Annotated in this window: 21 protein-coding genes and 1 pseudogene; 8 read left to right on the plus strand and 14 right to left on the minus strand. The window is 35.3% G+C overall.

Going from position 1 to position 23,827, the window contains the following annotated elements:
• Positions 1–38 precede the first annotated feature (38 nt).
• The gene (locus tag SB679_RS12495; RefSeq protein WP_410702659.1) at positions 39–1,289 is read right to left on the minus strand and encodes a dicarboxylate/amino acid:cation symporter; all 1,251 of its coding nucleotides are present in this window, start codon (positions 1,287–1,289) and stop codon (positions 39–41) included.
• Between the two features lie 221 nt (positions 1,290–1,510).
• On the opposite strand from SB679_RS12495, the gene SB679_RS12500 reads away from it, so the two are divergent.
• The 4 genes from SB679_RS12500 to SB679_RS12515 all read left to right on the plus strand — a co-directional run bounded on the left by SB679_RS12500 (position 1,511) and on the right by SB679_RS12515 (position 7,281).
• Complete coding sequence (locus SB679_RS12500) at positions 1,511–1,999, plus strand: BON domain-containing protein (RefSeq protein ID WP_410702661.1); 489 nt, start codon at positions 1,511–1,513, stop codon at positions 1,997–1,999.
• 6 nt (positions 2,000–2,005) lie between these two features.
• Positions 2,006–2,425, plus strand: coding sequence for an SH3 domain-containing protein (locus tag SB679_RS12505; protein ID WP_410702663.1), 420 nt, complete (start codon positions 2,006–2,008; stop codon positions 2,423–2,425).
• Positions 2,426–2,513: 88 nt separating this feature from the next.
• Positions 2,514–5,279: an outer membrane beta-barrel protein gene (locus SB679_RS12510; RefSeq protein ID WP_410702665.1), complete on the plus strand. Its 2,766-nt coding sequence runs from the start codon at positions 2,514–2,516 to the stop codon at positions 5,277–5,279.
• Between the two features lie 142 nt (positions 5,280–5,421).
• Entirely contained in the window at positions 5,422–7,281 is a 1,860-nt protein-coding gene (locus tag SB679_RS12515) for a CocE/NonD family hydrolase (protein ID WP_410702666.1), read from the plus strand.
• A 163-nt stretch (positions 7,282–7,444) separates the two neighbouring features.
• On the opposite strand, the gene SB679_RS12520 is transcribed toward SB679_RS12515, so the two are convergent.
• The 3 genes from SB679_RS12520 to speB all read right to left on the minus strand — a co-directional run bounded on the left by SB679_RS12520 (position 7,445) and on the right by speB (position 10,123).
• Positions 7,445–8,053 carry an alpha-ketoglutarate-dependent dioxygenase AlkB family protein gene (locus SB679_RS12520; protein ID WP_410702852.1) on the minus strand — a complete coding sequence of 203 codons (609 nt, stop codon included), beginning with the start codon at positions 8,051–8,053 and terminating at the stop codon, positions 7,445–7,447.
• Between the two features lie 286 nt (positions 8,054–8,339).
• Positions 8,340–9,200 carry a bifunctional helix-turn-helix domain-containing protein/methylated-DNA--[protein]-cysteine S-methyltransferase gene (locus SB679_RS12525; protein WP_410702667.1) on the minus strand — a complete coding sequence of 287 codons (861 nt, stop codon included), beginning with the start codon at positions 9,198–9,200 and terminating at the stop codon, positions 8,340–8,342.
• A 68-nt stretch (positions 9,201–9,268) separates the two neighbouring features.
• A complete protein-coding gene (speB, locus tag SB679_RS12530; protein ID WP_410702668.1) occupies positions 9,269–10,123 on the minus strand; it encodes an agmatinase in 855 nt (284 codons plus the stop codon).
• A 126-nt stretch (positions 10,124–10,249) separates the two neighbouring features.
• On the opposite strand from speB, the gene SB679_RS12535 reads away from it, so the two are divergent.
• Positions 10,250–10,912: an HAD family hydrolase gene (locus tag SB679_RS12535; protein ID WP_410702669.1), complete on the plus strand. Its 663-nt coding sequence runs from the start codon at positions 10,250–10,252 to the stop codon at positions 10,910–10,912.
• 73 nt (positions 10,913–10,985) lie between these two features.
• Here the strand turns inward: SB679_RS12535 and SB679_RS12540 are convergent, their stop codons facing one another.
• The 4 genes from SB679_RS12540 to SB679_RS12555 all read right to left on the minus strand — a co-directional run bounded on the left by SB679_RS12540 (position 10,986) and on the right by SB679_RS12555 (position 14,642).
• A complete protein-coding gene (locus SB679_RS12540; protein WP_410702670.1) occupies positions 10,986–12,377 on the minus strand; it encodes an arginine decarboxylase in 1,392 nt (463 codons plus the stop codon).
• A gap of 110 nt (positions 12,378–12,487) precedes the next feature.
• Positions 12,488–13,363 (minus strand): tyrosine-protein phosphatase, encoded by an 876-nt coding sequence (locus SB679_RS12545; RefSeq protein WP_410702671.1) that lies wholly within the window; start codon positions 13,361–13,363, stop codon positions 12,488–12,490.
• A 72-nt stretch (positions 13,364–13,435) separates the two neighbouring features.
• Positions 13,436–14,083, minus strand: a complete 648-nt coding sequence (locus SB679_RS12550) for a thiamine diphosphokinase (RefSeq protein ID WP_410702672.1) — start codon at positions 14,081–14,083, stop codon at positions 13,436–13,438.
• Positions 14,073–14,642 (minus strand): cob(I)yrinic acid a,c-diamide adenosyltransferase, encoded by a 570-nt coding sequence (locus SB679_RS12555; RefSeq protein ID WP_410702673.1) that lies wholly within the window; start codon positions 14,640–14,642, stop codon positions 14,073–14,075. Before SB679_RS12555 ends, SB679_RS12550 begins: the two co-directional genes overlap by 11 nt.
• A gap of 285 nt (positions 14,643–14,927) precedes the next feature.
• Here SB679_RS12555 and SB679_RS12560 point away from each other — a divergent pair, with 285 nt between their 5' ends.
• Positions 14,928–15,419: a DinB family protein gene (locus SB679_RS12560; protein ID WP_410702853.1), complete on the plus strand. Its 492-nt coding sequence runs from the start codon at positions 14,928–14,930 to the stop codon at positions 15,417–15,419.
• A gap of 147 nt (positions 15,420–15,566) precedes the next feature.
• Here the strand turns inward: SB679_RS12560 and SB679_RS12565 are convergent, their stop codons facing one another.
• The 4 genes and pseudogenes from SB679_RS12565 to SB679_RS12580 form a co-directional block, all read right to left on the minus strand.
• A complete protein-coding gene (locus SB679_RS12565; RefSeq protein WP_410702674.1) occupies positions 15,567–16,517 on the minus strand; it encodes a helix-turn-helix transcriptional regulator in 951 nt (316 codons plus the stop codon).
• Positions 16,517–18,244, minus strand: coding sequence for an ABC transporter ATP-binding protein (locus tag SB679_RS12570; protein WP_410702854.1), 1,728 nt, complete (start codon positions 18,242–18,244; stop codon positions 16,517–16,519). The genes SB679_RS12565 and SB679_RS12570 overlap by 1 nt, the downstream gene beginning before the upstream one ends.
• Positions 18,245–18,769: 525 nt before the next feature.
• Positions 18,770–19,495, minus strand: a pseudogene (gene lptB / locus SB679_RS12575) (LPS export ABC transporter ATP-binding protein); the annotation flags it as partial.
• Positions 19,496–19,616: 121 nt separating this feature from the next.
• On the minus strand, positions 19,617–20,861 hold the full coding sequence (locus SB679_RS12580) for a hypothetical protein (protein WP_410702675.1): 1,245 nt from the start codon (positions 20,859–20,861) through the stop codon (positions 19,617–19,619).
• A gap of 780 nt (positions 20,862–21,641) precedes the next feature.
• Here SB679_RS12580 and SB679_RS12585 point away from each other — a divergent pair.
• The gene (locus SB679_RS12585) at positions 21,642–21,782 is read left to right on the plus strand and encodes a transposase (RefSeq protein ID WP_410702855.1); all 141 of its coding nucleotides are present in this window, start codon (positions 21,642–21,644) and stop codon (positions 21,780–21,782) included.
• A 100-nt stretch (positions 21,783–21,882) separates the two neighbouring features.
• Positions 21,883–22,155, plus strand: coding sequence for a transposase (locus SB679_RS12590; protein WP_410702676.1), 273 nt, complete (start codon positions 21,883–21,885; stop codon positions 22,153–22,155).
• A 158-nt stretch (positions 22,156–22,313) separates the two neighbouring features.
• Here SB679_RS12590 and SB679_RS12595 read toward each other — a convergent pair whose 3' ends face one another.
• Both SB679_RS12595 and SB679_RS12600 read right to left on the minus strand, forming a co-directional pair.
• Positions 22,314–23,033 (minus strand): class I SAM-dependent methyltransferase, encoded by a 720-nt coding sequence (locus SB679_RS12595; protein WP_410702677.1) that lies wholly within the window; start codon positions 23,031–23,033, stop codon positions 22,314–22,316.
• 18 nt (positions 23,034–23,051) lie between these two features.
• A complete protein-coding gene (locus tag SB679_RS12600; protein WP_410702856.1) occupies positions 23,052–23,285 on the minus strand; it encodes a hypothetical protein in 234 nt (77 codons plus the stop codon).
• Positions 23,286–23,827: the final 542 nt, after the last annotated feature.

Genomic DNA, 23,827 nt, shown 5'->3' on the forward strand with positions numbered 1-23,827 from the left:
ACCATTGACTAGCATACGCTACATTGATAATTCGTTATTTACATATTTCCACCATGGTTTTCCAGCTGTCCTTCCCACTTCGAAACGGCAGAAGTCGCTAATGCATTTCCTAATACATTGGTCATACTTCTTCCCATATCACAGAAGTGGTCAATAGGCAGAATTAAGGCAATTCCTTCCGGAGGAATTCCAAACATGGAGCAGGTCGCTACAATAATTACAAGAGAAGCTCTTGGAACTCCCGCAATTCCTTTTGAAGTCAGCATTAATATCAACAGCATGGTAATCTGCTGGCCAAGCGTCATTTCAATTCCGTAAATCTGAGCGATAAATATGGATGCAAAAGTCATATACATCATACTTCCATCCAGGTTAAAAGAATATCCCAGCGGAAGTATAAAAGACACTACTCTATTATTGCATCCGAATTTTTCTAATTCTTCAACCAGTTTGGGAAATACAGCTTCCGAGCTTGTTGTAGAGAATGCGATCAGTAAAGGAGCTTTGATTCTTCTTAATAATTCAAAAAGACGGTTTCCTAAGATAAGGTACCCTACCAGTAAGAGAACCAGCCAGAGAACTCCTAGTGCAAAGAAAAAGTCTCTCAGATAGATAGCATATACTTTAAAAATTTCAAACCCGTTGGTGGCTACTACCGCAGCAATAGATCCCAACACTCCAAATGGCGCAAACCACATGATGTATCCAACCATTTTAAGGATGGCATGAGCCACGATGTCAAATAACCTCACTACAGGTTTAGCATATTCATCCCCCAGGTTCGCCAGGGCAATCCCAAACATAATAGAGAATACTACAATCTGCAGTACCTCATTGGTGGCGAAAGCTTCGAATAAACTTTTCGGAATGACATGCTTTACAAAATCTTCAAGAGAGAATCCTTTGCTGCTTTTCAACAGATCTTCTGCAGATGCAGCATCCTGGATTGGCAATTTGGTAATGTGCCCCGGCTCCAGCCAGTTAACCAGCATTAATCCAATAAAAAGAGAAATTAAAGAGGCCGAAATAAACCACAGCATTGCTTTTGTGCCTACTCTTCCAATCATTTTGATATCGCTCATTTTAGCAATTCCTACCACCAGTGTGGTAAAAACCAATGGCGCGATAATCATTTGTACCAGTCTGATAAAAACAGTTCCCAGCAGTTTTATATTCTTAGAAAATGGTTCTGCACTTTCAGGATATTGCAGATGCACCATCCCCCCAATGCCTACCCCTAAGATAAGCGCAATAATAATTGCTATAAACAGTTTATTTTGTCCTTTCATATAAATAGTTCAAGTTTCGCAAATATAATAGTTTTTCAATTGGTGTCAGATTTTATTAAAACAAGGCTAACGCTATGTTACATTTATGATCCGATAAAATTAAATGTCTGATTCCTAAAATATTGTAAAAAATTAAAGAAATATTTCTCTGGTATTTATTATTTTGGTACAAATTTTATTATTACATTTGACTGTATTAACAACATTAATAAATATACAATATGAAAAAAACTATCGCAATGGCTGCATTGGCTATAGCTGTATCATTTGGAGCTGTTTCTTGTAAAAAGAAAGTTTCGGATGCTGACCTTCAAACTCAAGCTACAACTGTAGTAACATCTAATCCTGGTGCTTCTGTAGAAGTAAAAGAAGGAGTTGCTCATTTAAGCGGAACGTTCCCTGATCAGCAGTCTAAAGATGCTATGATCGCTCAGCTAAAAGCCATCAAAGGAGTAAAAGAAGTTATGGACATGTCTACAATCGCTGCTCCGGCTCCGGTTGCTCCCGTAACTACCACTTCGGCTGTAGATCCTGTAGTTCAGAAAAAAGTTCAGGATGCTGTTAAAGATTTCCCAACGGTAAAAGTAGAAGTAGTAAACGGTGAATTAACTCTTACCGGAAGTGTTTCTAAAGAACAGGCAAGAAAAATCAAACAATCTGTAGATGCTTTAAAAGCTGGAAAAGTAAATTATAACTATACTGTAAAATAACTAGAGATGAGCACATTACAAGATAAATATTCAGGTGTAATTTCAGCAGCTCAGTCTGCAGGAATTGCAAATCTTCAGGTTCAGGAGCAGGATGGTATTCTATATGTTTCCGGTAATGCTTCAAATACTGCAGCAAAAGATGCAGTTTGGAATGCATTGGGAGCAATAGATTCTACCTATTCAGCATCAGACATCAATCTTGACGTACAGGTTGCAGGTTTGGCTGCAGGAGCTTCTCTTACGGTAGCTACTGAAGATTCTAACCTTAACATCAGACAAGAGCCTTCTACGGAAGCAGCTGTTGTAGGAAAAGCAGCGAAAGGTGCTTCTGTAACATTAATCGAGCAGACTTCTGACGATTGGTGGAAAGTAAAAAATGCTGATGGACAGGAAGGATATGCGTATTCAAGATATTTGAAAGCATAATTCTTTTTAAAATCAACAATTAAATATGAACATCCCTTTACAGGGATGTTTTTTTTTATATTTTTACGCCTCGGAAAAAAAACTAATGATGAAAAAAATCTTACTGCTGTGGATCCTTATGTTCAATGCCATTCTTTTAAATGCTCAAAAGTTAAGTATTGATGGAAAAGTAGCAGATTTTGACAAAAAACCTATTGAAAATGCCACGGTTTATCTTTTAAAACAAAAAGATTCATCCATCATCAATTATACAGCGACCAACAAGGAAGGAAAATTTTCATTAAAAATGGATGAACTGAACGAACCTTCTATTTTAAAGATTGATGCTGAAAAGCTGACTTCCTATTCTAAAAAATTTGAAAGCATAGATAAATCCTTCTCTTTAGGGGATGTGGAACTTGAAAAAAACTCAGTATTTAATATTGATGAGGTAAAAATTACCGTTTCTCCTGTAAAGATTAAAAAAGATACCATAGAATTTAATGCATCCTCTATCAAAGTGCGGCCCGACAGCAAGATTGAGGAACTATTAAAACAAATCCCCGGTGTGGAAGTCAGCAATGACGGGAAAATTACTGTTAACGGAAAAGAAGTGGATCAAATCATGATCAACGGAAAGCCATTTTTTGATAAAGACGGTAAAGTGGCATTGCAAAATCTGCCGGCAGATCTTATTAAAAACATCCAGTTTACGACCACTAAAACCAAAGAGGAAGAGTTAAGCGGAAAAACTCCGAAATCCAACAATACGACCATCAATTTTAATATTGATGAAAAGAAAAACAAAGGCCTTATTTCCAGGCTTACCATTGGGTATGGTTCCGATAAGCGGTATGAAGGAAGCGGACTGGTAAGTTATTTTAAAAATGACACGAAGATCAGCCTTCTGGCTTCATCCAATAATATCAACTCACAGGGGTTTTCCAGTGATGAGGTTTTTGACAGCATGGGACAGGGCCGAAATTCATGGATGATGCAAGGCGGTACTGTTACCACATCTGGAGGTAACACCTATTATATGCAAGGCGGCGGCGGTAATAAAGGAATCCAGAGATCAACAACTATAGGATTCAGCTATAGTGATAAGTTCGGGAAAGATGCCGACCTGGACAGTTTCAGTCTGATGCATAGTGATTCTAATCTCGAAACCCGTTCCAAAGCATCCAGAACAACGCTTTTAACGGCCAATACTTTACAGACCAATTCTGAAAGCAACGGTAAAAATGAGTCCAGACAATATAATTTTGATACTTCTGTAAAAATAAAACTGGATTCTCTGACGAGTATTTATATTTCGCCCTCTTTTTCAAAATCCAAAGGATATAGTTTCAACAATTCTAAATCAGCTACTTTAAGGGATAACATCCTCCTTAATGAAAGTGATTCGTACAGCAGCGTTGATTCGGAAAGTAATTCTTTCAATCCGAATATTTATTTTTCAAAAAAATTCAAAAAAAAGGGCCGCATAGTTTCTGCCAATATCAATAGTTCGATCTCCGAGTCTAAAACGAATAATCTGAACCGATCTGAAAATATATTTTACGAAGGTTCAGATTCTAATGACAACCGAAACCAACGGGCCAATAATAAAACCCAGAACAACAATTACAGGTTTACCACGTCCTATTCAGAACCTATCACAGATTCAATGAACATCACAGCCAATCTTAGCTATGACGCAAAGGTTTCCCGGGATATGAGAGATGTGAATGATTTTGATGATGCTACAGGACAGTATTCTAAATACAATGTGCCTCTATCAACCCGTATGAACCAAAATATTAATAAATTTTCTCCGGAGCTTTCCTTGGAACTCAACAAAAAGAAAATTAATGTATGGGCATCGGTGAATCTTGATATTACGGATATGAAAATCAATTCTGCCTTCAATGCAAAGCAATATGATCTGCAGAAAAACTTCGCATTGCCCGGGTATAATCTGAACTTCCAATATGAGTTTTCGCAAAATAAAAGACTGAGCATTTATCATTACGCCGATTACAATATTCCGAGTGCAGAACAACTGACTCCTTATGAAGACACCTCGAATCCTTTGATAACCTACCGGGGAAAACCTGATTTGAAAAACACATGGACCAACCGTACGTATCTTTATTTTAATAATTTTAATATCGTAAAAAACATCAGCTACTATTTCAATGTTGGTTTTACTTACGGAAATAATGATATCATCAATTATTCTACCTATGATAATTCGGGGAAACAGATCGTAACGTATGATAATGTAAGTGGGAATAAAAGCGTTAACGCAGGCGGAAGTTTCAGCAAAACGTTTAAATGGAAGACCAACAAACTTACCATCAGCCCGAAATTTAATATGAATTATAGCTACAACAGAAACTTTATCGATGGTCAGCAATTTATCAGTAATACATACAGCCTTAATCCGGGATTAAATGTTACCTATGAAATCAAGGATAAAATGACCATAAAACCTTCCTACAGGCTTGGATACAATTTTTCAAATTATGTGAATTCCAGTATCGCCAATGTGAATACCGCTAATCAGGCTTTAAAACTGGAGCTTACGAATTACTTTTTCCAAAGCAAATTCGTATTTGGAAATGATTTTGAATACAATACAAACTCGAATATTGCGCCCGGTTTTAAAAAGGACTTTTATTTCTGGAATACCAGTCTAGGCTATTCATTTTTCAAAAAACAGTTTACTGCGAAAGTAAAAATCTATGATATCCTGAATCAAAATCAAAGCGTAAAAAGAACGATCACCGATTCTTATTTCGAAGACCGGGAAGATTTGATTTTAAAGCGCTACGTTATGTTTTCTCTCAGCATGAAACTGAACAAATTTGCAGGAAAAAAAATGCAATAACTCCAATATTAGGCTCAATACTGATCAAACGGCTGGAAAAATTTTCAACCGTTTTTCTTTAGTCTTATTTTTCAATGCAAGATCCTTTCGATAAAGTACGCCAGAACTATTTTTATTTTTAAATTAGCCACAAATTTAATTTATGAAAATCCACATTTCTATTGTATTTATTTTCTTCTTTATTTTTGGAAGTTCACAAAACACACCGCCAAAGGACAGTTTTGTGAAAGATAATTTCACGAAAAAAGAATTTTATATCCCGATGCGTGATGGTGTCAAACTTTTTACAGCGGTTTATATTCCTAAAGATATTTCTGTAAAGAATAAATATCCTTTCCTGATGCAGAGAACCTGCTACAGCATTGCTCCATATGGCGAAAATGAATATAAAACCAAAATAGGTCCGAATACTTATCTTATGAAAGACAAGTATATTTTCGTCTATCAGGATGTACGTGGAAGGTATATGAGTGAAGGAACCTTCACCAACATGACTCCACAGGTGGAAAGAAAAACCAAAAAAGATGTGGATGAAAGCACAGATACGTATGATACGATAGACTGGCTGCTTAAAAATGTGAAAGATAATAATGGTAAAGTAGGACAATTCGGAACCTCTTATCCAGGGTTTTATACTGCAGTAGGAGTTTTAGCTGAGCATCCTGCTCTGGTAGCCTCTTCACCTCAGGCTCCGATTTCCGATTTCTGGAATGACGATTTTCTTCACAACGGAAAATTCATGTTAGGATATTTCAGAACATTTCCTGTTTTCGGCGTTCAGAAAACTCAACCTGAAAAAGAAGCCTGGTACAAAGATTCTTCCGTAAAAACAACCTCAGAAGATGGTCTTAAATTTTACAGAGAAATGGGAACCTTAAAGGATGGATATGAGAAATATTATAAAAATAATTTCTTCATGACAGAAATTATGAACCATCCGAACTATGATGAATACTGGCAGAAAAGAAGCCTTTTACCTCATCTTAAAAACATCAACCATGCGGTGATGACTGTAGGCGGATGGTTTGATGCAGAAGATCTGTCCGGACCTTTAAACATTTATAAAACGATCGAAAAAACAAGTCCAAAAGCTAAAAACACGATTGTAATGGGACCTTTTTCTCATGGCGGATGGTCTCAGGAGCAGGGAAAACATTTTCATAATCAGATTTATTTCGGTGACAGTATTGCGACCTATTATCAGAAAAATATTGAAACTAAATTTTTCAACCATTACCTGAAAGGAAATTCCAAGCAGGATGCCGGGCTTCCTGAAGCAATGATGTATGATACCGGAGCAAAAGAATGGAAAGAATTTGCTTCTTATCCTCCTAAAAATGCTCAGAAAATAAATTTCTATTTGGCAGACGGAACTCTAAAAAATACAGCAGGGCAGAACTTTTCAGAATATTACAGCGATCCGAATAATCCGGTTTTGAGTTCAGATAACCTTAAAGATTTCAATGGTTTTACCCCAAGAAATTATATGTCCGAAGACCAAAGGTTTGCAGAAGGAAGACCAGATGTACTAACCTTTACAACGGATGTTCTGACAGAAGATATTGCTTTTGCAGGGGAAATCATGGCTAAGCTGAACATCGCCTCTACTTCTACCGACGCTGATTTTGCTGTAAAACTTATCGACGTTTATCCGGAAGATTTTAAGCCTGTAGAAAAGAAAGATGGTGTGGTGTATGCCAATTACCACCAGATGGTAAGAAGTGAGATTATGCCTGCAAGATTCAGGAATTCACGTGAAAAAGGTGAAGCGTTGGTCGCTAACCAAAAAACGGCAGTCAATTTCAGGCTTCAGGATGTGGTCCATACTTTTAAGAAGGGACATAAAATTCAGATTCAGATCAGCAGTACGTGGTTTCCGCTTTTCTCTGTCAACCCTCAGAAATTTATGGCCAATCCGAATATGGCGACAAAGGAGGATTATACAAAAGCCTTTATCAAAGTCTACGGCGACAGTTTCATAGAAGCCGATGTCATTAAATAAAAATTAAGGTTATTGTATACTATTTTACACGTTTTGTCATTCCGACGAAGGAGGAATCTTATTCATAGACTAGTATAAAATTAAGTGTATAATCTTACCAAAATAAAAAGCTGTATCGATTTTGATACAGCTTTTTTTAATTCTTATCTAAAGCTTCCAAAACTTAGTCTTCAATCGTTCTGAAAGTAAGATTTACTCTTGGAGTTTTTACTTTGGTTGTCGGTGGAAGGCGGTGCATCCAGTGATCCTGAGTGGTTCCTTTCATAACCAGTAAGCTTCCGTTTTCTAGGAAAACTTCCACTTTTTCTTTGGTATTTTTATGTTTAAACAAGAACTTTCTTTCCGCTCCAAAGGTTAGAGAAGCAATAGCTCCATGTTTCTTAAGATCTTTTTCTCCATCGCTGTGGTAGGCCATTCCTTCGCTTCCGTCGTGGTATAAATTCAGCAGGCAGGAGTTATAGGCTTCTCCTGAAACTTCCTCACATTTCTGTTTTAACATCAACAGTTCAGGAGTCCATATCCTTGCATATTTTGTTCTGTTTGAATAGGTATATTCAAATGCTTTTTCTCCAAACCAGGCGACTTTTCTTTTCGTTAGGATCAATTTTCCAAAGATCACCGCTTCATCATTTTCCCAGGGAATATGATTGAACAAATAATCATAATAGGAAACCGATTCTTCTTTAGAAAAAACCTTTCCGTAATAGTGAACGGTTCCATCATTGGGAAGTACATTGATCGGGAACTCTGATAAATCTTCGAATAGGTTCATCATTTTTAAACATCTTTTTATAATTGAACTATAAATTTTGCATAAACGCGCTAAAGCCCGTTCCTATTGATACTAGATTCTTAATATCTTAATGATTTAGCATTCACATAAATTTCATGAAAATTCGTGAAATTTATGTAAACTACAAAAATCTTTTTGAAGGCTTAAGTTTTATATGGTACAGCCAGACTGGGGATCCGTTGAACCAACTTCATTCGTAGGATCATTATTCCCCTCCTCCGGAGGGGTGGCAAATCTTCGATTTGCCGGGGTGGTTTGATAAAGATCAATGTGCTAATAAATTTTCAGAATACACATGAGAACTTTCCCAACCTATAATCAGCTGTTTTCTCTCACTTCCCCACATATATCCACCAATATTACCTGAAGATTGAATCACACGATGGCAGGGGATCAGAAATGCTACAGGATTACTCCCAATTGCTGTTCCGACGGCTCTGGAAGCTTTGGAATTTCCAATTTTTTCCGCCAATTTTCCGTAAGTAGATAATTTCCCCATCGGGATAGAAAGGAGGCTTTCCCATACTTTAAGCTGAAAATCGGTTCCTTTTAAATGTAATTTGACGGTATTGAGTTTCGTCCAGTCTGTATTGAAAATAGACAACGCATTTTTCTGCAGTTCATCCTGTTTTTCAAAAAAAGAAGCATTAGGAAATTTAGATTTCAAATTTCCTAATGCTGTTTCTTTATCGTTTTCAAAAGCCATGTAGCAGATTCCTTTTTCTGTGGAAGCTGTAATTACGTTTCCGAAAGGACTTTCAGAAAAGCTGTAATTGATGTGAAGGCTTTTTCCTCCATTTTTATATTCTGCTGGGGACATTCCTTCGATATTCACAAACAGATCATGCAATCTGCTCGTGCTTGATAATCCTGTCTCGTATGCGGTATCAAATAAACTTGCTTTTTCTTCCTTCAGTAAATTTTTAGCATGTTCAAGACTGATGAACTGCAAAAATTTCTTCGGACTCGTTCCTGCCCAATCCGTAAATATTTTCTGGAAATGAGCTGGACTTAAGTGAATGTTCTCTGCAACTTCCTCCAAACTTGGCTGAAGTTTAAAATTACTCCGGATATATTCTATCGCCTGAGCAATTCTGTTGTAATCGATTTGACTTTGTGTAGACATATCATTTTGTTTTATCTCACAAATTTCCTAAGAATATCCGACAGAAAAAATCCGAATCCTGCGGAATTTTAGTCCTGGCTGATGTGATAATAAGCTAACATTTTGTAATAAAGTTTCGCTGCCAGGAATGCACTTGGCTTAGCCATTGGAGAATCCATTAATTCTACAATATCAAAGGCAACTACATTACATTTTTCAAATACTTTTCTTAATAATTCCAACGTTGGATACCATTGTAATCCGCCTGGTTCAGGAGTTCCTGTAGACGGTGCGATGGACGGGTCAAAAGCATCAAGATCTATCGTAATATAAACGTTTCCTGAAACTTTTTCCAGTACATCATTGATCCAGTTGTCATTTACCGCAATTGCATGGGCAAAAAACACCTGTCCTTCCGGTAAATACTGATATTCTTCAACATCCATAGAACGGATTCCCACCTGAACCAGGTTATGCTTCTGACGGGCTTCGTACACTGCACAAGCATGGTTGGAAGTAGATCCGTGGAATTCAGGACGCAAGTCTGTGTGAGCATCCAGCTGAAGTACGGTAAGATTTTCATATTTTTCTCCGACAGCACGGATAGAACCGATGGATACCGAATGTTCACCACCAAAAAGGGTAAACAACTTTCCATCATTTTCCAACAGCTCTTTTGTCTTTTGATAAACAGCTTCTGTCATTGCTTCAGGAGTAGAATTTTCAGAAATTTCTCCACCTAGGTACACTCCTTCCAAATAAGGTTCTGTATTGGTTTCTATGTCATAAAGCTCCATATTTTCAGAAGCATCAAGGAATAATGCCGGCCCTTTATCAGCTCCTTTTCCCCATGTTGAGGTTCCATCGTAAGGAACCGTTACCAACATTACTTTTGAATTTTCTAATGATGCGTTTTCTTCAGGAATTCCTGCGTATGTTTTCATGTTTTAAATGATAAAAAATTGATGGTTCAAAGATAGTTGAATTTACGTTTATGAGAAATATTTTATGAATACTTTACGATTCGTTTCGGGTTATGTTTCCTATTTTTACAGTAAAATTTTTTCGATATGTCATTAAAAGCTGTGCTTTTCGATATGGATGGGGTGATTGTAGATACAGAACCACTGCACAGAAAAGCTTATTTCAATATGTTTAAGGACCTGGGCATTGAAGTTTCCGAGGATTTATACACTTCATTCACAGGATATTCAACCAAAAAAGTTTCCACTACTTTAATTGAAAAATATAATCTGGATCAAAGTCACGAAGATCTCACGAACAGAAAAAGAGTGTATTTCAAAGATTATTTCTACCATGATGCCGGATTTGATCTTATTCCGGGGGTAAGAAAATTAATTGAACATTATTATGAAAATGGAATACAGCTGATCATTGCTTCTTCTGCCAGCATGGTAACCATCAACATGGTTTTTGAAAAATTTGGTCTGGAAAAATATTTCAACGGAAAAATAAGCGGTGCTGAGCTTAAAGAATCCAAACCTCATCCTGAAGTTTTCCTTCTAGCCGCTGAAATGGCAGGTGAACCGCTCGAAAATTGTATGGTGATTGAAGATTCCACCAACGGGATTTTAGCCGCCCACAGAGCCCATATTTTCTGTGCCGCCTACAAAAGTGAGCATTCCGTTAACCAGGATTACACATTAGCCAATATCACAGTATCTGATTATTCTGAACTGGAACTTGATAAGATATCCAAATATTTTAAATAAAAAACAGCCATCAGATTGATGGCTGTTTTGTTTATTTTTTCTGTCATTTTCTAGCAATGACCATCCTATTCAATTAATACCCCAGAAGTTTTAAAACATCTTCAGGTTCCTGTCTTTCACGGAAAATCTCATACTGGAATTCTCCATTTTCATCTTTCTGAATCAGAATATGTCTTGGCTGAGGCATCAGGCAATGGTGAACACCTCCGTAACCGCCGATCGTTTCCTGATAAGCTCCTGTATGGAAGAAACCGATGTATAAAGGTTTCGTATCACTGAAAACAGGCAGATAAATCGCATTGGTATGCTGTTCAGAGTTATAATAATCATCCGAATCACAGGTAAGTCCTCCTAAGAATACTCTTTCGTAAGTATCATCCCAACGGTTCAGCGGAAGCATGATAAAGTGTCTTGAAATTGCCCAGGTATCAGGAAGTGTGGTCATGAAAGAAGAATCGATCATATTCCACTTCTCTCTGTCGTTCTGACGTTTCTGAGAAATAATTTTATAAATATTCGCACCACTTTCTCCAACCGTAAAACTTCCGAATTCCGTATAGATATTAGGTTCTTCTACTCCTTCTTCTTCACAGAATTTTTTGATTTGTGATACGATCTCTTCAACCATATATTGGTAATCGTAATCGAACTGTAAAGATGTTTTGATAGGGAAACCACCACCGATATTCAATGAATTAACTTCCGGTGCAATTTTCTTCAAACGGGCGTATACACGAAGACATTTGTACAATTCGTTCCAGTAATATGCCGTGTCTTTAATCCCGGTATTGATGAAGAAGTGAAGCATTTTCAGTCTTGCATTCGGGTGTTCGGCAATTTTCTGGCTGTAGTAAGGAATGATATCTTTATATCCGATTCCTAATCTTGAAGTATAGAATTCGAACTTAGGTTCTTCTTCAGAAGCGATTCTGATTCCGATATCGAAAGTAGTGTCGATGCTTTCTGTAAGCTTATCCAGTTCACGGTAATTATCCAGAATCGGAGTAATATTTTCAAAACCGCTGTTGATCATATCCGAGATCTTAGCCAGATAATCATCCGTTTTGAATCCGTTACAGATCACTTCAATATCTTTGCTTACATTACCTTTTTTGTAAAGTGCTTTTACGATATCCATGTCATAAGCAGAAGAAGTTTCCATAGAAATATCATTCTTCAATGCTTCTTCAATCACAAAATTGAAATGACTGGATTTTGTACAGTAGCAGTATCTGTAGTTCTTTTTATAATCGGTTTTCTCAAAGGCTTCTTTAAACCAGCTTTTTGCTTTCTGAATATTTTGAGAAATCTTCGGGAGGTAACTAACCTTTAAAGGAGTTCCAAACTTTTCAACAACTTCCATTAAAGGAATATCGTGAAACAACAAATTGTTCTCAGAAACATTAAATTCTTCGGTAGGAAAATACAATGTCTGATCAATAAGTTCCGAGTATTTTATTTTCATTTTTTGACAAGTGAATTAAGAATGCAAAATTGCTAAAAAACTTTGATTTTTTGGTGTTAAATTTATTATAAATTTCTATTAGTAATACCGCAAAAAATTCAGTAAAATTATCAATAAGTGAACTTTTGAATATATTGTTGCCTTTTATTTTCAGAAATCCCCAATACCTGTTGAATATAAATATCCATAGAACCATATTTATTATTAATTTCATCAAACGCCGCATCTAAATAATCGCGTTCAATCCAGCTTAATTTTTCAAGAACTTTTATATCCATTTTAGGATACATGAAATGTAAATGATCAGCAAGGTTCAATCTTTTCTGAACGAGTTGTTTTCTGAAATTATTAGACAAAAGATAATCGTTGTAAATGGTTTCTTTATCAAACTTTAAAATGGTAAGAATTAAGGCTGTAATAATCCCCGTTCTATCTTTCCCGGCCGTACAGTGATATAAAACTGGCTGATCGGATTCCAGAATTTCTGTAATAATTTTCTTTATTATTTCCGGATTTTCGGTGACATAATCTTTATAAAAATCCAGCATTCTTTTGTTGGCATCGGAACCATTTACTTTTCCTTTTAAAACTAATTTTTTAGCTTGTGACAACTGATCACCCTGGTCTTCAAAAGCAGAATAATTTTTATACATCATATTTTCAGGAAGATGATCAGGTTTATCTGCTATTTCTTTTTTATTTCTTAGATCGATAATCTCCTTAATTCCTAGTCTTTCAAGTTCTTTAAAAGAATTGTTTTTTAGTTGATGAAGATGTCCGCTTCGGTACAACTTTCCTTCTTTTAATGTTTTTCCTTCGGTATTTTTAATATTTCCTACCGTTCTAAAATTGTTTACCTTTTTAATGGTAAACTGATTTTCTGTTTCATTTTTGCCGTATTCAGGCGCAGAAAACTGTTGTACTTTACATGAAAAAATACAGAATAATGAGAGGATGAGAAATGATATTTTAATTGGTTTTTTCAATAATTGAAAATTTATATGGGATTTTTAAATGGGATAAAACCCATTTTTATCGAATTGAATGTTTATGCCGTTTTAATAGATCGCCGGATATTCTATTTCATTGATACCAACAAAAAATAAAAGATCTCCTGATTCATATTCAATAGAAACCTCATCTTCAATCGCAAAATTGCGGGTTCCTATTCTTGAGGTAATGCTCAAATTTCCTTTGGTTAGAGGCCAGTTTAAACCTTTTGTAGTAATGTTTTCTACGGAAGGAAACGGATACAGAGAGATCATTTTGTTTTTTACATTTTTCAACGTAAAGTTTTTTGGAACAAAATAATACTCTGAAAATTCATCGTAAAATTTAATATTCAACTGATCTTTAAATGTATAGGCAACGGTAAGGTTTCCCAAAAAATGATCCTGTTCTCCCCCACTTGCTCCCAATACATCAATAGATTGAAATCCTTTTTCCATAATAATTTCCAACGCTTTATGGAAATCTGTTTTATCCTGATCGAGGGTAAGAATAAATTTATCCTCGTACACATCTTCATCGGATCCCGAATGTGAATCAAAATCACCGGAAATAAAATCAATCCGGTCTAAAGGAAAACTTAATTGTTTCAGGTAATGAAAAGCCCCGTCTGTACAGGCAATCAATCCATAATGCTCCGGATTCGGAATAGAAGCGGGAGGTTCTCCGTTGATGAAAAGTAATGCTTTATCTTTCATTCGGATTCCAGTATTCTTCCGGTTCGTTGTTGATTTTTGAAATATATCTTGCCAACACAAAAAGATAGTCTGAAAGTCTGTTAAGATATTTGATCAGCTCAGGACGTACTTCTTCTGCTTCGTTTAAGAAAACCAATGAACGTTCTGCTCTTCTGCAGATGGTTCTTGCAGCATGTAAAAAAGTAGCCGGTTTTCCACCACCGGGAAGAATAAAATATTGAAGCGGTTCCAATTTTTCGTCAAAAGCATCCATCCACTGCTCAAGCTCTTCAATTTCAGTATCAGCGATAATCAATGGTAATCTTGATTTTCCGTTAGCCAGCATTAACTTATCTACTGGTGTTGCAGCTTCCGAACCCACCGTAAAAAGATCAAATTGAATTTTTTTCAATTGTCTTAAAACTTCGACATCTTCTATGTGGCTTTTTGCAATTCCGATGAATGAATTCAGCTCATCAATATTTCCGTAGCTTTCTACCCTGGCGCTGGCTTTAGAAACCCTGGTGCCGCCATACAAAGCAGTTTGCCCTTTATCTCCTGTTTTAGTATAAATTTTCATACTACTAAATTACTTTATTAAAATTATGCTCACAAATCTTAGCTTTAAATATTCTGAAACCTAAATTACAACCATAAAAAATGACCGATTAAAACCGGTCATCCACAAATTATTTTATCTACCTCTACATTTGATGTAAATCGATATTAACCTAAACGGCAAAGGCAACCTCTTTATTTGAAAATAAAAAAATATTTTTTTCATCTTCTGAAAACCTACTGACAAACTGTTGTCATAACCCTATCTTACCTTTGTTTCAACAATAACAAACTAAACAAAATTATGATGACAACTACCGCAACAGCAACAAAACAATTCATTACTTCTGAACAATTATTAGAGCACTGGCAGGGACACAGAAATCTGACCAGAAGAACAATCGAAATGTTTCCGGAAAAAGATTTATTTGAATTCTCGATCGGAGGCATGAGACCTTTTGCAAAGCTGGCAGTGGAATTAATCGGAATCGGAGGACCTGCTTTGAAAGGGATTAATGAAAAAACTACAGAAGCGTATCATGAAGATGCCTTTGTTCCTACAAATAAGGCAGATCTATTAAAAAAATGGGACGAAGAAACAGAAGTAATCAACCATTATTTCCATATGATTTCTGAGGAGCGTTTTCAAGAAACATTCAATTTATTTGGTCAATATGAATTCCCGGTGTACCAGAATATTCTTTATTTTATTGATAATGAAATTCACCACAGAGGTCAGGGATTCGTTTATTTAAGAGCCTTAGGAATTGAACCCCCTTTTTTTTGGGAGAGATTTTAGGATCTTTAATGGCTTTATTAAAGTTAAAAATGCTGACGCAGCAAAGGATACCAAATTCAATCATTTCACAATAAAAAACTTTCAGAGGATTGCTCTGAAAGTTTTGTTTTTATTTAACTGATCTATCTTTGAATGGTTAAAATATTTTTATAATTTATTTGAAATACGGGTAATCAATTCTTTCAGGCTGGTTTTTAAAGATTCCGGTTCTAAAACATCCGCATAATCTGCAAAGGTAATCAACCAACGGGGAAATCCCTCTTTGAGCCAATCGGTTTCAAAAGTGAGCTCAATTCCGTTTTCGGTTTCAATTTCTTCCGTTAAGCCGTAATATTTTTTAGAATTGACGAGATGCCCAATAATTTTTTTATCTACTAAAAGTCTGACTTTAGTTTTATTTCCATTGGAATTCTGTCTGTAATCATTGATCTGACCATATTCCTGTAAAAAAGGATGCTGGGTTTTAAAAATTCCCAGAATCCGGTCTACCCGAAACTGTCTGAAGTCATTTCTCAATGTACAGAAAGCCATCACATACCAATAATTGAATTCAAAAAAAACACCCACCACTTCAATGGTTCTCGATGATATTTTATCTTCAACCGTTTTATATTCCACATGCAGCTGTTTCTTCTCTGCAATACTTTCAAGGATGATGGGAATGATATTCCGGATATGATCTTCTGTTTTGGGTTGATAATTAAAAACATCGATTTGTTTTTCAATATTCTGAATTAAGTCTTTATCTGAATATTTTAATACTGACCGGACCTTTTCCATCGCTGTCTGGTAATGATTTCCCAAACTTTGATGTAAAAATTTCTGCATCAGCTTTTCGGCAGTAATAAAACTCAACACTTCTTCTTTTGTAAACATCACAGGCGGAAGTTTATAGCCATCCATCAGAGAATAGCCGTTTCCCGCTTCTCCTATAATGGGAATTCCTGCATTTTCCAGTGTTTTAACATCCCGGTAAATCGTGCGGATGCTTACCTCAAATTTTTCAGCGAGATCCTGTGCTCTTACTAAAGGTTTGGACTGCAGCTGGGTAAGAATCGCTGTTACCCGGTCTATCTTTTTTAAATAATGGTCGTTCATTAGTCCTCCTTATACGTTTTTACCAAACGGTCTAAATTAAGACTTCTCGCTGAAGCATCAAAAATCTCACGGTAAGTTCCGTCTTGCCCATAGAGTTCATCATGGGTTCCGCTTTCTACCACCATACCTTTTTTCATGACATAAATTTTATCTGAATCTAAAATCTGAGATAAAGAATGGGAAATAATTACCACAGTCCTTCCCTCTTTTATCGCATCCAGCGAGTTTTTGATTTGCTCAGTCGCAATCGCATCCAGGCTGGCAGTAGGCTCATCCAGAAAAATAATAGGCGGGTCTTTTAAAAACAATCTCGCAATGGCAATCCGCTGCTGCTGACCTCCGGAAAGCTGCGTGGCATCATGCTGATATTTTTCCGGAAGGTCCAGGATCTGATCATGTAAGTAGGCTTTTTTAGCAGCTTCTTCAATTTCTTCAAAGCTGGCATTCATATTTCCATAGCGAATATTATCTTCTATACTTCCCTGGAAAATATGGTTTCTCTGAAGAACAAGCCCAAGATCGCTTCTGAGAAAAGTATTTTCGAATTGATTTAAATTCACCCCATCCAGCAGGATTTCTCCGGAATCCGGCAGATAAAATTTACACAAAAGATTAATGATTGTTGATTTCCCGGCGCCGCTTAATCCGACCAGGGCGGTAGTTTTTCCATTTTCGATCTTCATAGAAACACCATGCAATGCCTTTGTACCGTTTGGATATGTGAAATCTACATTTTTCAGTTCAAAAGTTCCTATAATTTTCTTTTCAACAAAGGTTCCGTTTTCTTCTACCTCCTGATCCGCATTCAGGATGTCAAAATATCCTTCAGCATAAATCATGGCATCATTCATATCATCATAAATCCTGTGCAGTTGGCGTATCGGTGCTGAAACATTATTAAAAAGCATGATGTGAAGCATAATTGCTCCAATTGTCATCTGTTGATCCAATACCAGATAAACCGTTAAAAGAATAATTAGCACCACTCCAAACTGTTCTAAAAAAGTTTTCAACCCATCATAGATAAAGTTGGTTTTTCTTGTGAACATCTGGCTTTCCATCAGCTGCATCTGAAGATCATATTGTTTCTTTCCTTCAAATTTTTCCCGCACAAAACTTTTGATCACCATAATGGAATTGATCAGGTTTAACAAGCCTGAAGTTTTCTTCTCACGTTGATTCCTGAGCTGACGGCGGACTCCGCCCAATTTTTTAGCCTGCAGAGAACTTATATAAAAAAATATCGGAACAATAATCGTAGAAACCATTCCCACATATACATTTTGCATGTACATGATGATTAAAGCAATAATTGCATTGGAGAAAAGGGGAAGTATGTCGATAAAAAAGTTCTGAACAAGTTTCGTTAAGCTTTCAATTCCACGGTCTATTCGTATCTGTAATTTTCCTGATTCATGGTTTTCATCATTAAAATAGGCAACTCTGTAGGTTAATATTTTGTCAATCGCTGATTGTGCCAATACAGAGCTTACATTAATCCTTATTTTTTCACCATAAAATTTCTGCCCGAAATTGATGAAAATATTAAGCAGTTCTTTTCCCAGTAAAATAATGGAAATAATGACCAGCACATGAATTCCTTCAGACATCGGATGCGGAAGCTGGGTGAGCTTGGTAACCTCATCTACGGTATATTTCAGAACAATTGGGTTTACCTGCGCGGCGAGAGCTCCCAAAAAAGTAAGAAACAAGGTTCCGTAGATCATTAAACGATACGGTTTTATGAAAGGAACCAGCTGTTTATAAATTCCAAATAAGGTGATGGTTCTGTTAAAAGGTTTTGCCATAAAAGAATGATTAAAAATAAAAAACGTACCGTTTCCGGAAAGAAAAGGTACGTTTTATTATAATTTTCAGCAAATAAATTGCTTTACTTTTTTTACATCAGGTATAGGTTAACCTTCATAAAAATAGGTCGTAACATAGTGCAGTTCAGACTTTCCTGCTGCTTTAGATTCAGCTTCTGCCTGCTCCAGTGAATATTGTGACGTAATTTCTTTTTTCTGAAATACAAATGAATTGTTGGCGTTCTTGTCAACCACTTCGTTGAAAATGTGTTCAATTTCAGAGTTGGCTAATGATGCGAAACTCATATCCTCAAACCCGTACATTAATCTCAGATCATCATACTGCGAGAAGTTTTCGTCTACAAATCCCTGAAGCTGAGATTTTGAATCAAAATTTCCTGCCCAGATATTATAAGCATACTTTTTACTTTTTGGCTTGTCTAAGATACTCTGATATACGAAATTCTCCCCAAGATAAGCTTCCCTTACCTGTGGATCGTTAGCCAGATCTTCCGGCAATCCTTCTTTCAGGATTTTCCCTTCAAACATGATATAGGTTTTGTTCGTAATCGCCAGGGTCTGCTGTACGTTGTGGTCGGTAATAAGAATTCCTATATTTTTATCTACTAAGCTTCGTACAATTTTCTGAATATCTTCTACGGCAATAGGGTCAACTCCCGCAAAAGGTTCATCTAACAGAATGAAGTTCGGACTGGTTGCTAAACAGCGTGCAATCTCCGTTCTCCTTCTTTCACCTCCCGAAAGAAGATCTCCTCTGTTTTTACGGACATGCTGTAATGAGAATTCTTCAATCAGTTCATCACATTTGATCTGCTGTTCGCGCTTTGACAATTTGGTAAGCTGCAATACCCCCATGATGTTTTCTTCTACAGACAGTTTCCTGAAAATAGAAGCCTCCTGAGCAAGATATCCGATACCTTTTTGGGCTCTACGGTACATTGCATCTGTTGTAATCTCCTGTTTGTCCAGGAAAATTTTCCCTGAAGTCGGCTTAACCAGCCCTACAATCATATAGAACGATGTGGTTTTCCCTGCTCCGTTCGGGCCGAGCAGACCTACAATTTCTCCCTGCTGAACCTGAACAGAAACGCCTTTTACAACTTTTTTAGGACCGTATTCTTTGATTAAGTTTTCTCCTCGTAAAATCATAGCAGCAAAGATAAAGTTTTTTTGAATTCAAACTTTATATTAAAACAGAGTTCACCAGACATTCTCAATGTACAGCATGTATACTATATCTATTTAAACGAAAAAGGAAAATTCATCATTTTTAATTAGCTCTATCTATAACTATCCAATTGGAGCCATCGCTTTGTAAAGTAATCCCCCGGTTTCCGGCAGTATCATTAAGCGTCCAATTAGAAGAGACATTTCCTAGAAAAGAAATACTTCCGGAAATAAGTATATTGGAATTAATACCCATATACATTTTATAAATTTTTCCTTTGTTCAATGATGTGGCACCCGGCAAATTAATAGGACCATTAGCAATAACGGTATCATCTGTATCTTGTACCGTTCCCGAAAAAGTTCTGATATTAACGGCTACAGAACCAATATTAGCCCAAGATAATTGAGCATTAATTCCATTTCCTGCAGTTCCTCCATTGGTTACCAAAATCTGATTTGCTTTCCCCCCTGTTTTAGGAAAAATATAGCTTCCTTCCGTGGGAGTCGCTGTTTTCCCAAACTCAAACTGAACACCCTCTAATTCGCGAACGTGAACAGCAGATTGATTATCTTGATTTGATTTTTGACTTATTAAAGAAACTTGATTTTCATAGATCTGCACAACAGAAGATTGGTCGGTAAATCCAGAACCACCAGCTTGAATATCTACAATCCCTGGTGTAACCTGCAGGGCGCCTATATTAGTCGGTGACTGTGCTACCTGATGAATAGAATTCTGTTGGATCTGGATCATTCCAATATCCGTCGGGTTGGTTATATTATCTGCATTGTATAAAATACTAACTCCCGATCCCATAAAATTTGTTTCAATACCAATGGCGCGGCCCCCTACATTCGCCTCTGTTTTGAAATCACCAACTACTTCTAATTGTTTGGTGGGTACAAAGGTTTCATCGATACCGATAGCAACTTTACCTTTTTGATAAATATCCTGAATATTTTCATAAGCAGGGTTTACGGTTCCTTGTATTCTCCAGGGATCTATATTTTTCGCATCCGGAAAATTTTGTTTCACCCATTTTAAAATCAAAGCATCGAAATAATAGTACCCATTACTTGTAACATTGGCAGTCTGATCGGCAGGAAGTGGATTATCTGCAGCAGCCGTCACATAAACCAATGCTCCGTTCTGATCGGCGGTGTACGTTTTTAATTTTAATTGATTTCCGGTAATTCTTGGAGCGATAATACCATCAAAACGATTGGCATCTGATGGTGAACCGGTAACGTCTAATGTAGCTTTTGGTTCAGCGGTATTAATACCCGTTTGAGCGGATAAAACCGCAGTCAATAGTACTAGACTAATTGAATAAATTTTTCTCATGTTGTGTTGTTTTTTTAATTTATAATACTTGACTCAACCAAGCATTACTACCTACATCAGGAGGAATACTAAGTTTTCCTCTGAATCTAATTTTTTTAGTGTGCTTCTTTTATGGTTACAAAAGTATATTCTGTGGTGTTTTTAGTAGAAAATCCTAAACAACCATTACATAAAGCCTCACTTATATCATTAATAATTTTGGCTCAAAAGTAATTATTTTTTGCTAATTATATAATTTTTTAGAAAAAATATTACAGTTTAATTTCAATTATCCCACTTCTTGTTCTTTTTGTTCAATAACAAACCCGTTGATAGTCTTAAGTTTTGCGATTTTTACTTCTTATCCAAGTTGATATTTTTTTGTCGCTTTTTTAAATTCAATCATAATAACCTCAGTTCTATTAATAATTTATGAAATAAATTTGATGAAAAAGCAAAAATTAGTACGCTTAACGTGTTTATATTTAATGATTTAACTAAAATTTGCCTTATGATTTGTTTTGAAAAATTACGAATATTTATTAAATTGTTGATGAGTTTTGTAAAGATTTTGAAGAATTTTCAGCACCTATCCTTATTCGTACCAAACCAAAAAAGAAACCCAGAATGAGTACTTCTGAAGTGATTACAATAACACTTCTTTTTCATTTGAATGGATTTAGAACTTTTAAACATTTTTACATTTATTATGTGCAAAAACATATAACACAAGATTTCCTCCAAACTGTTACATACAATAGATTTGTACAATTAATGCAATCCGCATTAATGCCGATAAAGATGTTCGCAAAAACCTGTTGTTTAGGATCTTGTACAGGAATATCTTTTGTAGGCAGCAAGCCAATAAGAGTTTGTAAAAACAAAAGGATAAAACGCAATAAAGTGTTCGAAGATATTGCTACCACAGGAAATCTACAATGAGTTGGTTTCATAGCTTCAAACTTCCTATCATCATTAATGATAGAGAGGTGAACTTCTAAATTTCTTTGTCACACAGGCAAATGTTGATGATAGAGAACCGTTGAAAAATGAATTTTTTTTGCAAGCAATTGTTAGCAAATTGTTCGCTGACAAAGGCTATATTAGCGAAAAATTGACCCAATTATTATTTGTAGACGGTGTTCAATTAATCACCAGTATTAGAAATAATATGAAAAATAGTTTGATGGAAATGACTGATAAAATTTTGCTTAGAAAACGCTCTATCATTGAAACAGTTAATGATGAATTAAAAAACATTTACCATGCAGAACATTCAAGACACCGTTCAGTCGTGAATTTTATACCAATTTGATTGCAGGAATTATAGCTTATAATTTCTTGCCTAAAAAACCTTCATTGAAATATGAAACCATTAAAACCAATCAATTAGCATTGTTTTTTTAATCGAACTCAGGTTATGAAACTAATGATTTTAAATTATGTCTAAATATTTTTGAAAATTTTCCCAAATTATTTATATCTAAATTTATCAATGCTTAAAGAAACTTTTTTTACTATTTTTTCTGAAATTTTTCTTTTTGTTGCAAGATGTTTTAACTCAAATTTCTTTTTTTTTCTAATGATCATAAAATGATAATCTTCCTCTTCCCAAATTCCATATTTTTCGAAATAAATTAACTCTAAATGATGCTTTTCAAGATGTCTTATTAATTGGAAAAGTTCAACTTCTTCGTCGATGACTTGTAAACTTTCCGGATTATTAACTCTTGTATAATTAATATATTGCGGATTTGGAATGTTGATAGCTATCCTTGTTTTGATAGTAGAAATTTTGGCCAAATTTTCAAAAAGTTCATCATGTTGTTCCAAAGGAATATGTTCTATCACATCCATTAAAGTAATGAAGTCAAACTCTTTATTTTTAGGTTGATATTTCACGATGTCAGCAACTTTAAAAGAAATATTTTTTTTGTTTTTTAATATTCTTTCTGCAATAGCGATACTTTTTTCACTTAAATCTATTGCTTCAATTTTCCCATTAGATATTTTTTTGGCTAAAAGTTTTGTGAAGATTCCAACTCCACAACCAAGTTCCAACACGTTCGAATCTTTTTTTAATCCTAAATGAATTAATCTTTTATATAAATTAATTAATCTTTCGTTGGCCCCAATTTGAATTTGTCTTTCGGTATAATCATCATAGAATTTAGCAATTTCGCTTTTTTTCATTTGGTAATATTAATTATATTATTTTAAATTTTTAAATCCCATTAAAAAAGCACCAATTTTTTCGTAATTCCAAATGTCTTTTAATTGTGCTCGAATTTTTTCCCGAAACGGAATTTTGGCTGAATAATCATTCGAAAAAACCACTTCTCTTTTCACCCAATCTTTGGTACCTTCGGCTCTGTCGTGTTCTAACCAACGATAAGGGTTAGAAATTTTTGTCCCAAAATATTCAACATTTTTTGGTTTCGGGATATTTCAGAATATTTTGTCATACTTTGTGAACTCTATTGTATTTGCGACAAAAGCAACGATGGCAATGGTAAAAATTTGGATTTTCATCGGAATCAATTTTTTCAAATTTAGAAAATTTTAACCATTTTAAGGAAACGTTTGAGAATATTAACCAATTTTAAAACTTATAATTTACTAAAAGGAACATTTTTTACAATATTACAATTTCAAATAATTAAGTTTATGAAAAAGAGTCAGGTATTTATTAGCAGGAAGCATTGGGATTATTATTGGGTTTGGCATTTTTGGTATTAAAATATATCTAGTAAAAAAGCACAAAGAATATCAAGATTATTATTCAGATTTTCATCGGAATTTCTAAATTATTTTTTTGAAATTAAAATTCTTATCCTATTAACTTGAGTTCAATTGCGAAATAATTTAAAATATCAATAGGAACTGACTTTAGCCCGTTTTTAAATATTGAATTCAAAATTGGCTTTACCCAAAAAGTAGATTAAGTTTTGACTAAAACCAATTAATTTCTTAATTTTCACATCGGG

The organism is Chryseobacterium sp. SIMBA_029, from assembly GCF_046535275.1.
Lineage (GTDB): Bacteria > Bacteroidota > Bacteroidia > Flavobacteriales > Weeksellaceae > Chryseobacterium.

What these genes read in the sequence shown, in the direction of transcription:
- SB679_RS12565 (WP_410702674.1), bottom strand. Translation starts at nt 16,517, where the DNA reads ATGAACGACCATTATTTAAAAAAGATAGACCGGGTAACAGCGATTCTT.
- SB679_RS12560 (WP_410702853.1), top strand. Translation starts at nt 14,928, where the DNA reads ATGACAACTACCGCAACAGCAACAAAACAATTCATTACTTCTGAACAA.
- SB679_RS12515 (WP_410702666.1), top strand. Translation starts at nt 5,422, where the DNA reads ATGAAAATCCACATTTCTATTGTATTTATTTTCTTCTTTATTTTTGGA.
- SB679_RS12570 (WP_410702854.1), bottom strand. Translation starts at nt 18,244, where the DNA reads ATGATCTACGGAACCTTGTTTCTTACTTTTTTGGGAGCTCTCGCCGCG.
- SB679_RS12535 (WP_410702669.1), top strand. Translation starts at nt 10,250, where the DNA reads ATGTCATTAAAAGCTGTGCTTTTCGATATGGATGGGGTGATTGTAGAT.
- SB679_RS12555 (WP_410702673.1), bottom strand. Translation starts at nt 14,642, where the DNA reads ATGAAAATTTATACTAAAACAGGAGATAAAGGGCAAACTGCTTTGTAT.
- SB679_RS12500 (WP_410702661.1), top strand. Translation starts at nt 1,511, where the DNA reads ATGAAAAAAACTATCGCAATGGCTGCATTGGCTATAGCTGTATCATTT.
- SB679_RS12585 (WP_410702855.1), top strand. Translation starts at nt 21,642, where the DNA reads ATGTTCGCAAAAACCTGTTGTTTAGGATCTTGTACAGGAATATCTTTT.
- SB679_RS12525 (WP_410702667.1), bottom strand. Translation starts at nt 9,200, where the DNA reads ATGTCTACACAAAGTCAAATCGATTACAACAGAATTGCTCAGGCGATA.
- SB679_RS12520 (WP_410702852.1), bottom strand. Translation starts at nt 8,053, where the DNA reads ATGAACCTATTCGAAGATTTATCAGAGTTCCCGATCAATGTACTTCCC.
- SB679_RS12540 (WP_410702670.1), bottom strand. Translation starts at nt 12,377, where the DNA reads ATGAAAATAAAATACTCGGAACTTATTGATCAGACATTGTATTTTCCT.
- SB679_RS12495 (WP_410702659.1), bottom strand. Translation starts at nt 1,289, where the DNA reads ATGAAAGGACAAAATAAACTGTTTATAGCAATTATTATTGCGCTTATC.
- speB (WP_410702668.1), bottom strand. Translation starts at nt 10,123, where the DNA reads ATGAAAACATACGCAGGAATTCCTGAAGAAAACGCATCATTAGAAAAT.
- SB679_RS12505 (WP_410702663.1), top strand. Translation starts at nt 2,006, where the DNA reads ATGAGCACATTACAAGATAAATATTCAGGTGTAATTTCAGCAGCTCAG.
- SB679_RS12580 (WP_410702675.1), bottom strand. Translation starts at nt 20,861, where the DNA reads ATGAGAAAAATTTATTCAATTAGTCTAGTACTATTGACTGCGGTTTTA.
- SB679_RS12550 (WP_410702672.1), bottom strand. Translation starts at nt 14,083, where the DNA reads ATGAAAGATAAAGCATTACTTTTCATCAACGGAGAACCTCCCGCTTCT.
- SB679_RS12595 (WP_410702677.1), bottom strand. Translation starts at nt 23,033, where the DNA reads ATGAAAAAAAGCGAAATTGCTAAATTCTATGATGATTATACCGAAAGA.
- SB679_RS12510 (WP_410702665.1), top strand. Translation starts at nt 2,514, where the DNA reads ATGAAAAAAATCTTACTGCTGTGGATCCTTATGTTCAATGCCATTCTT.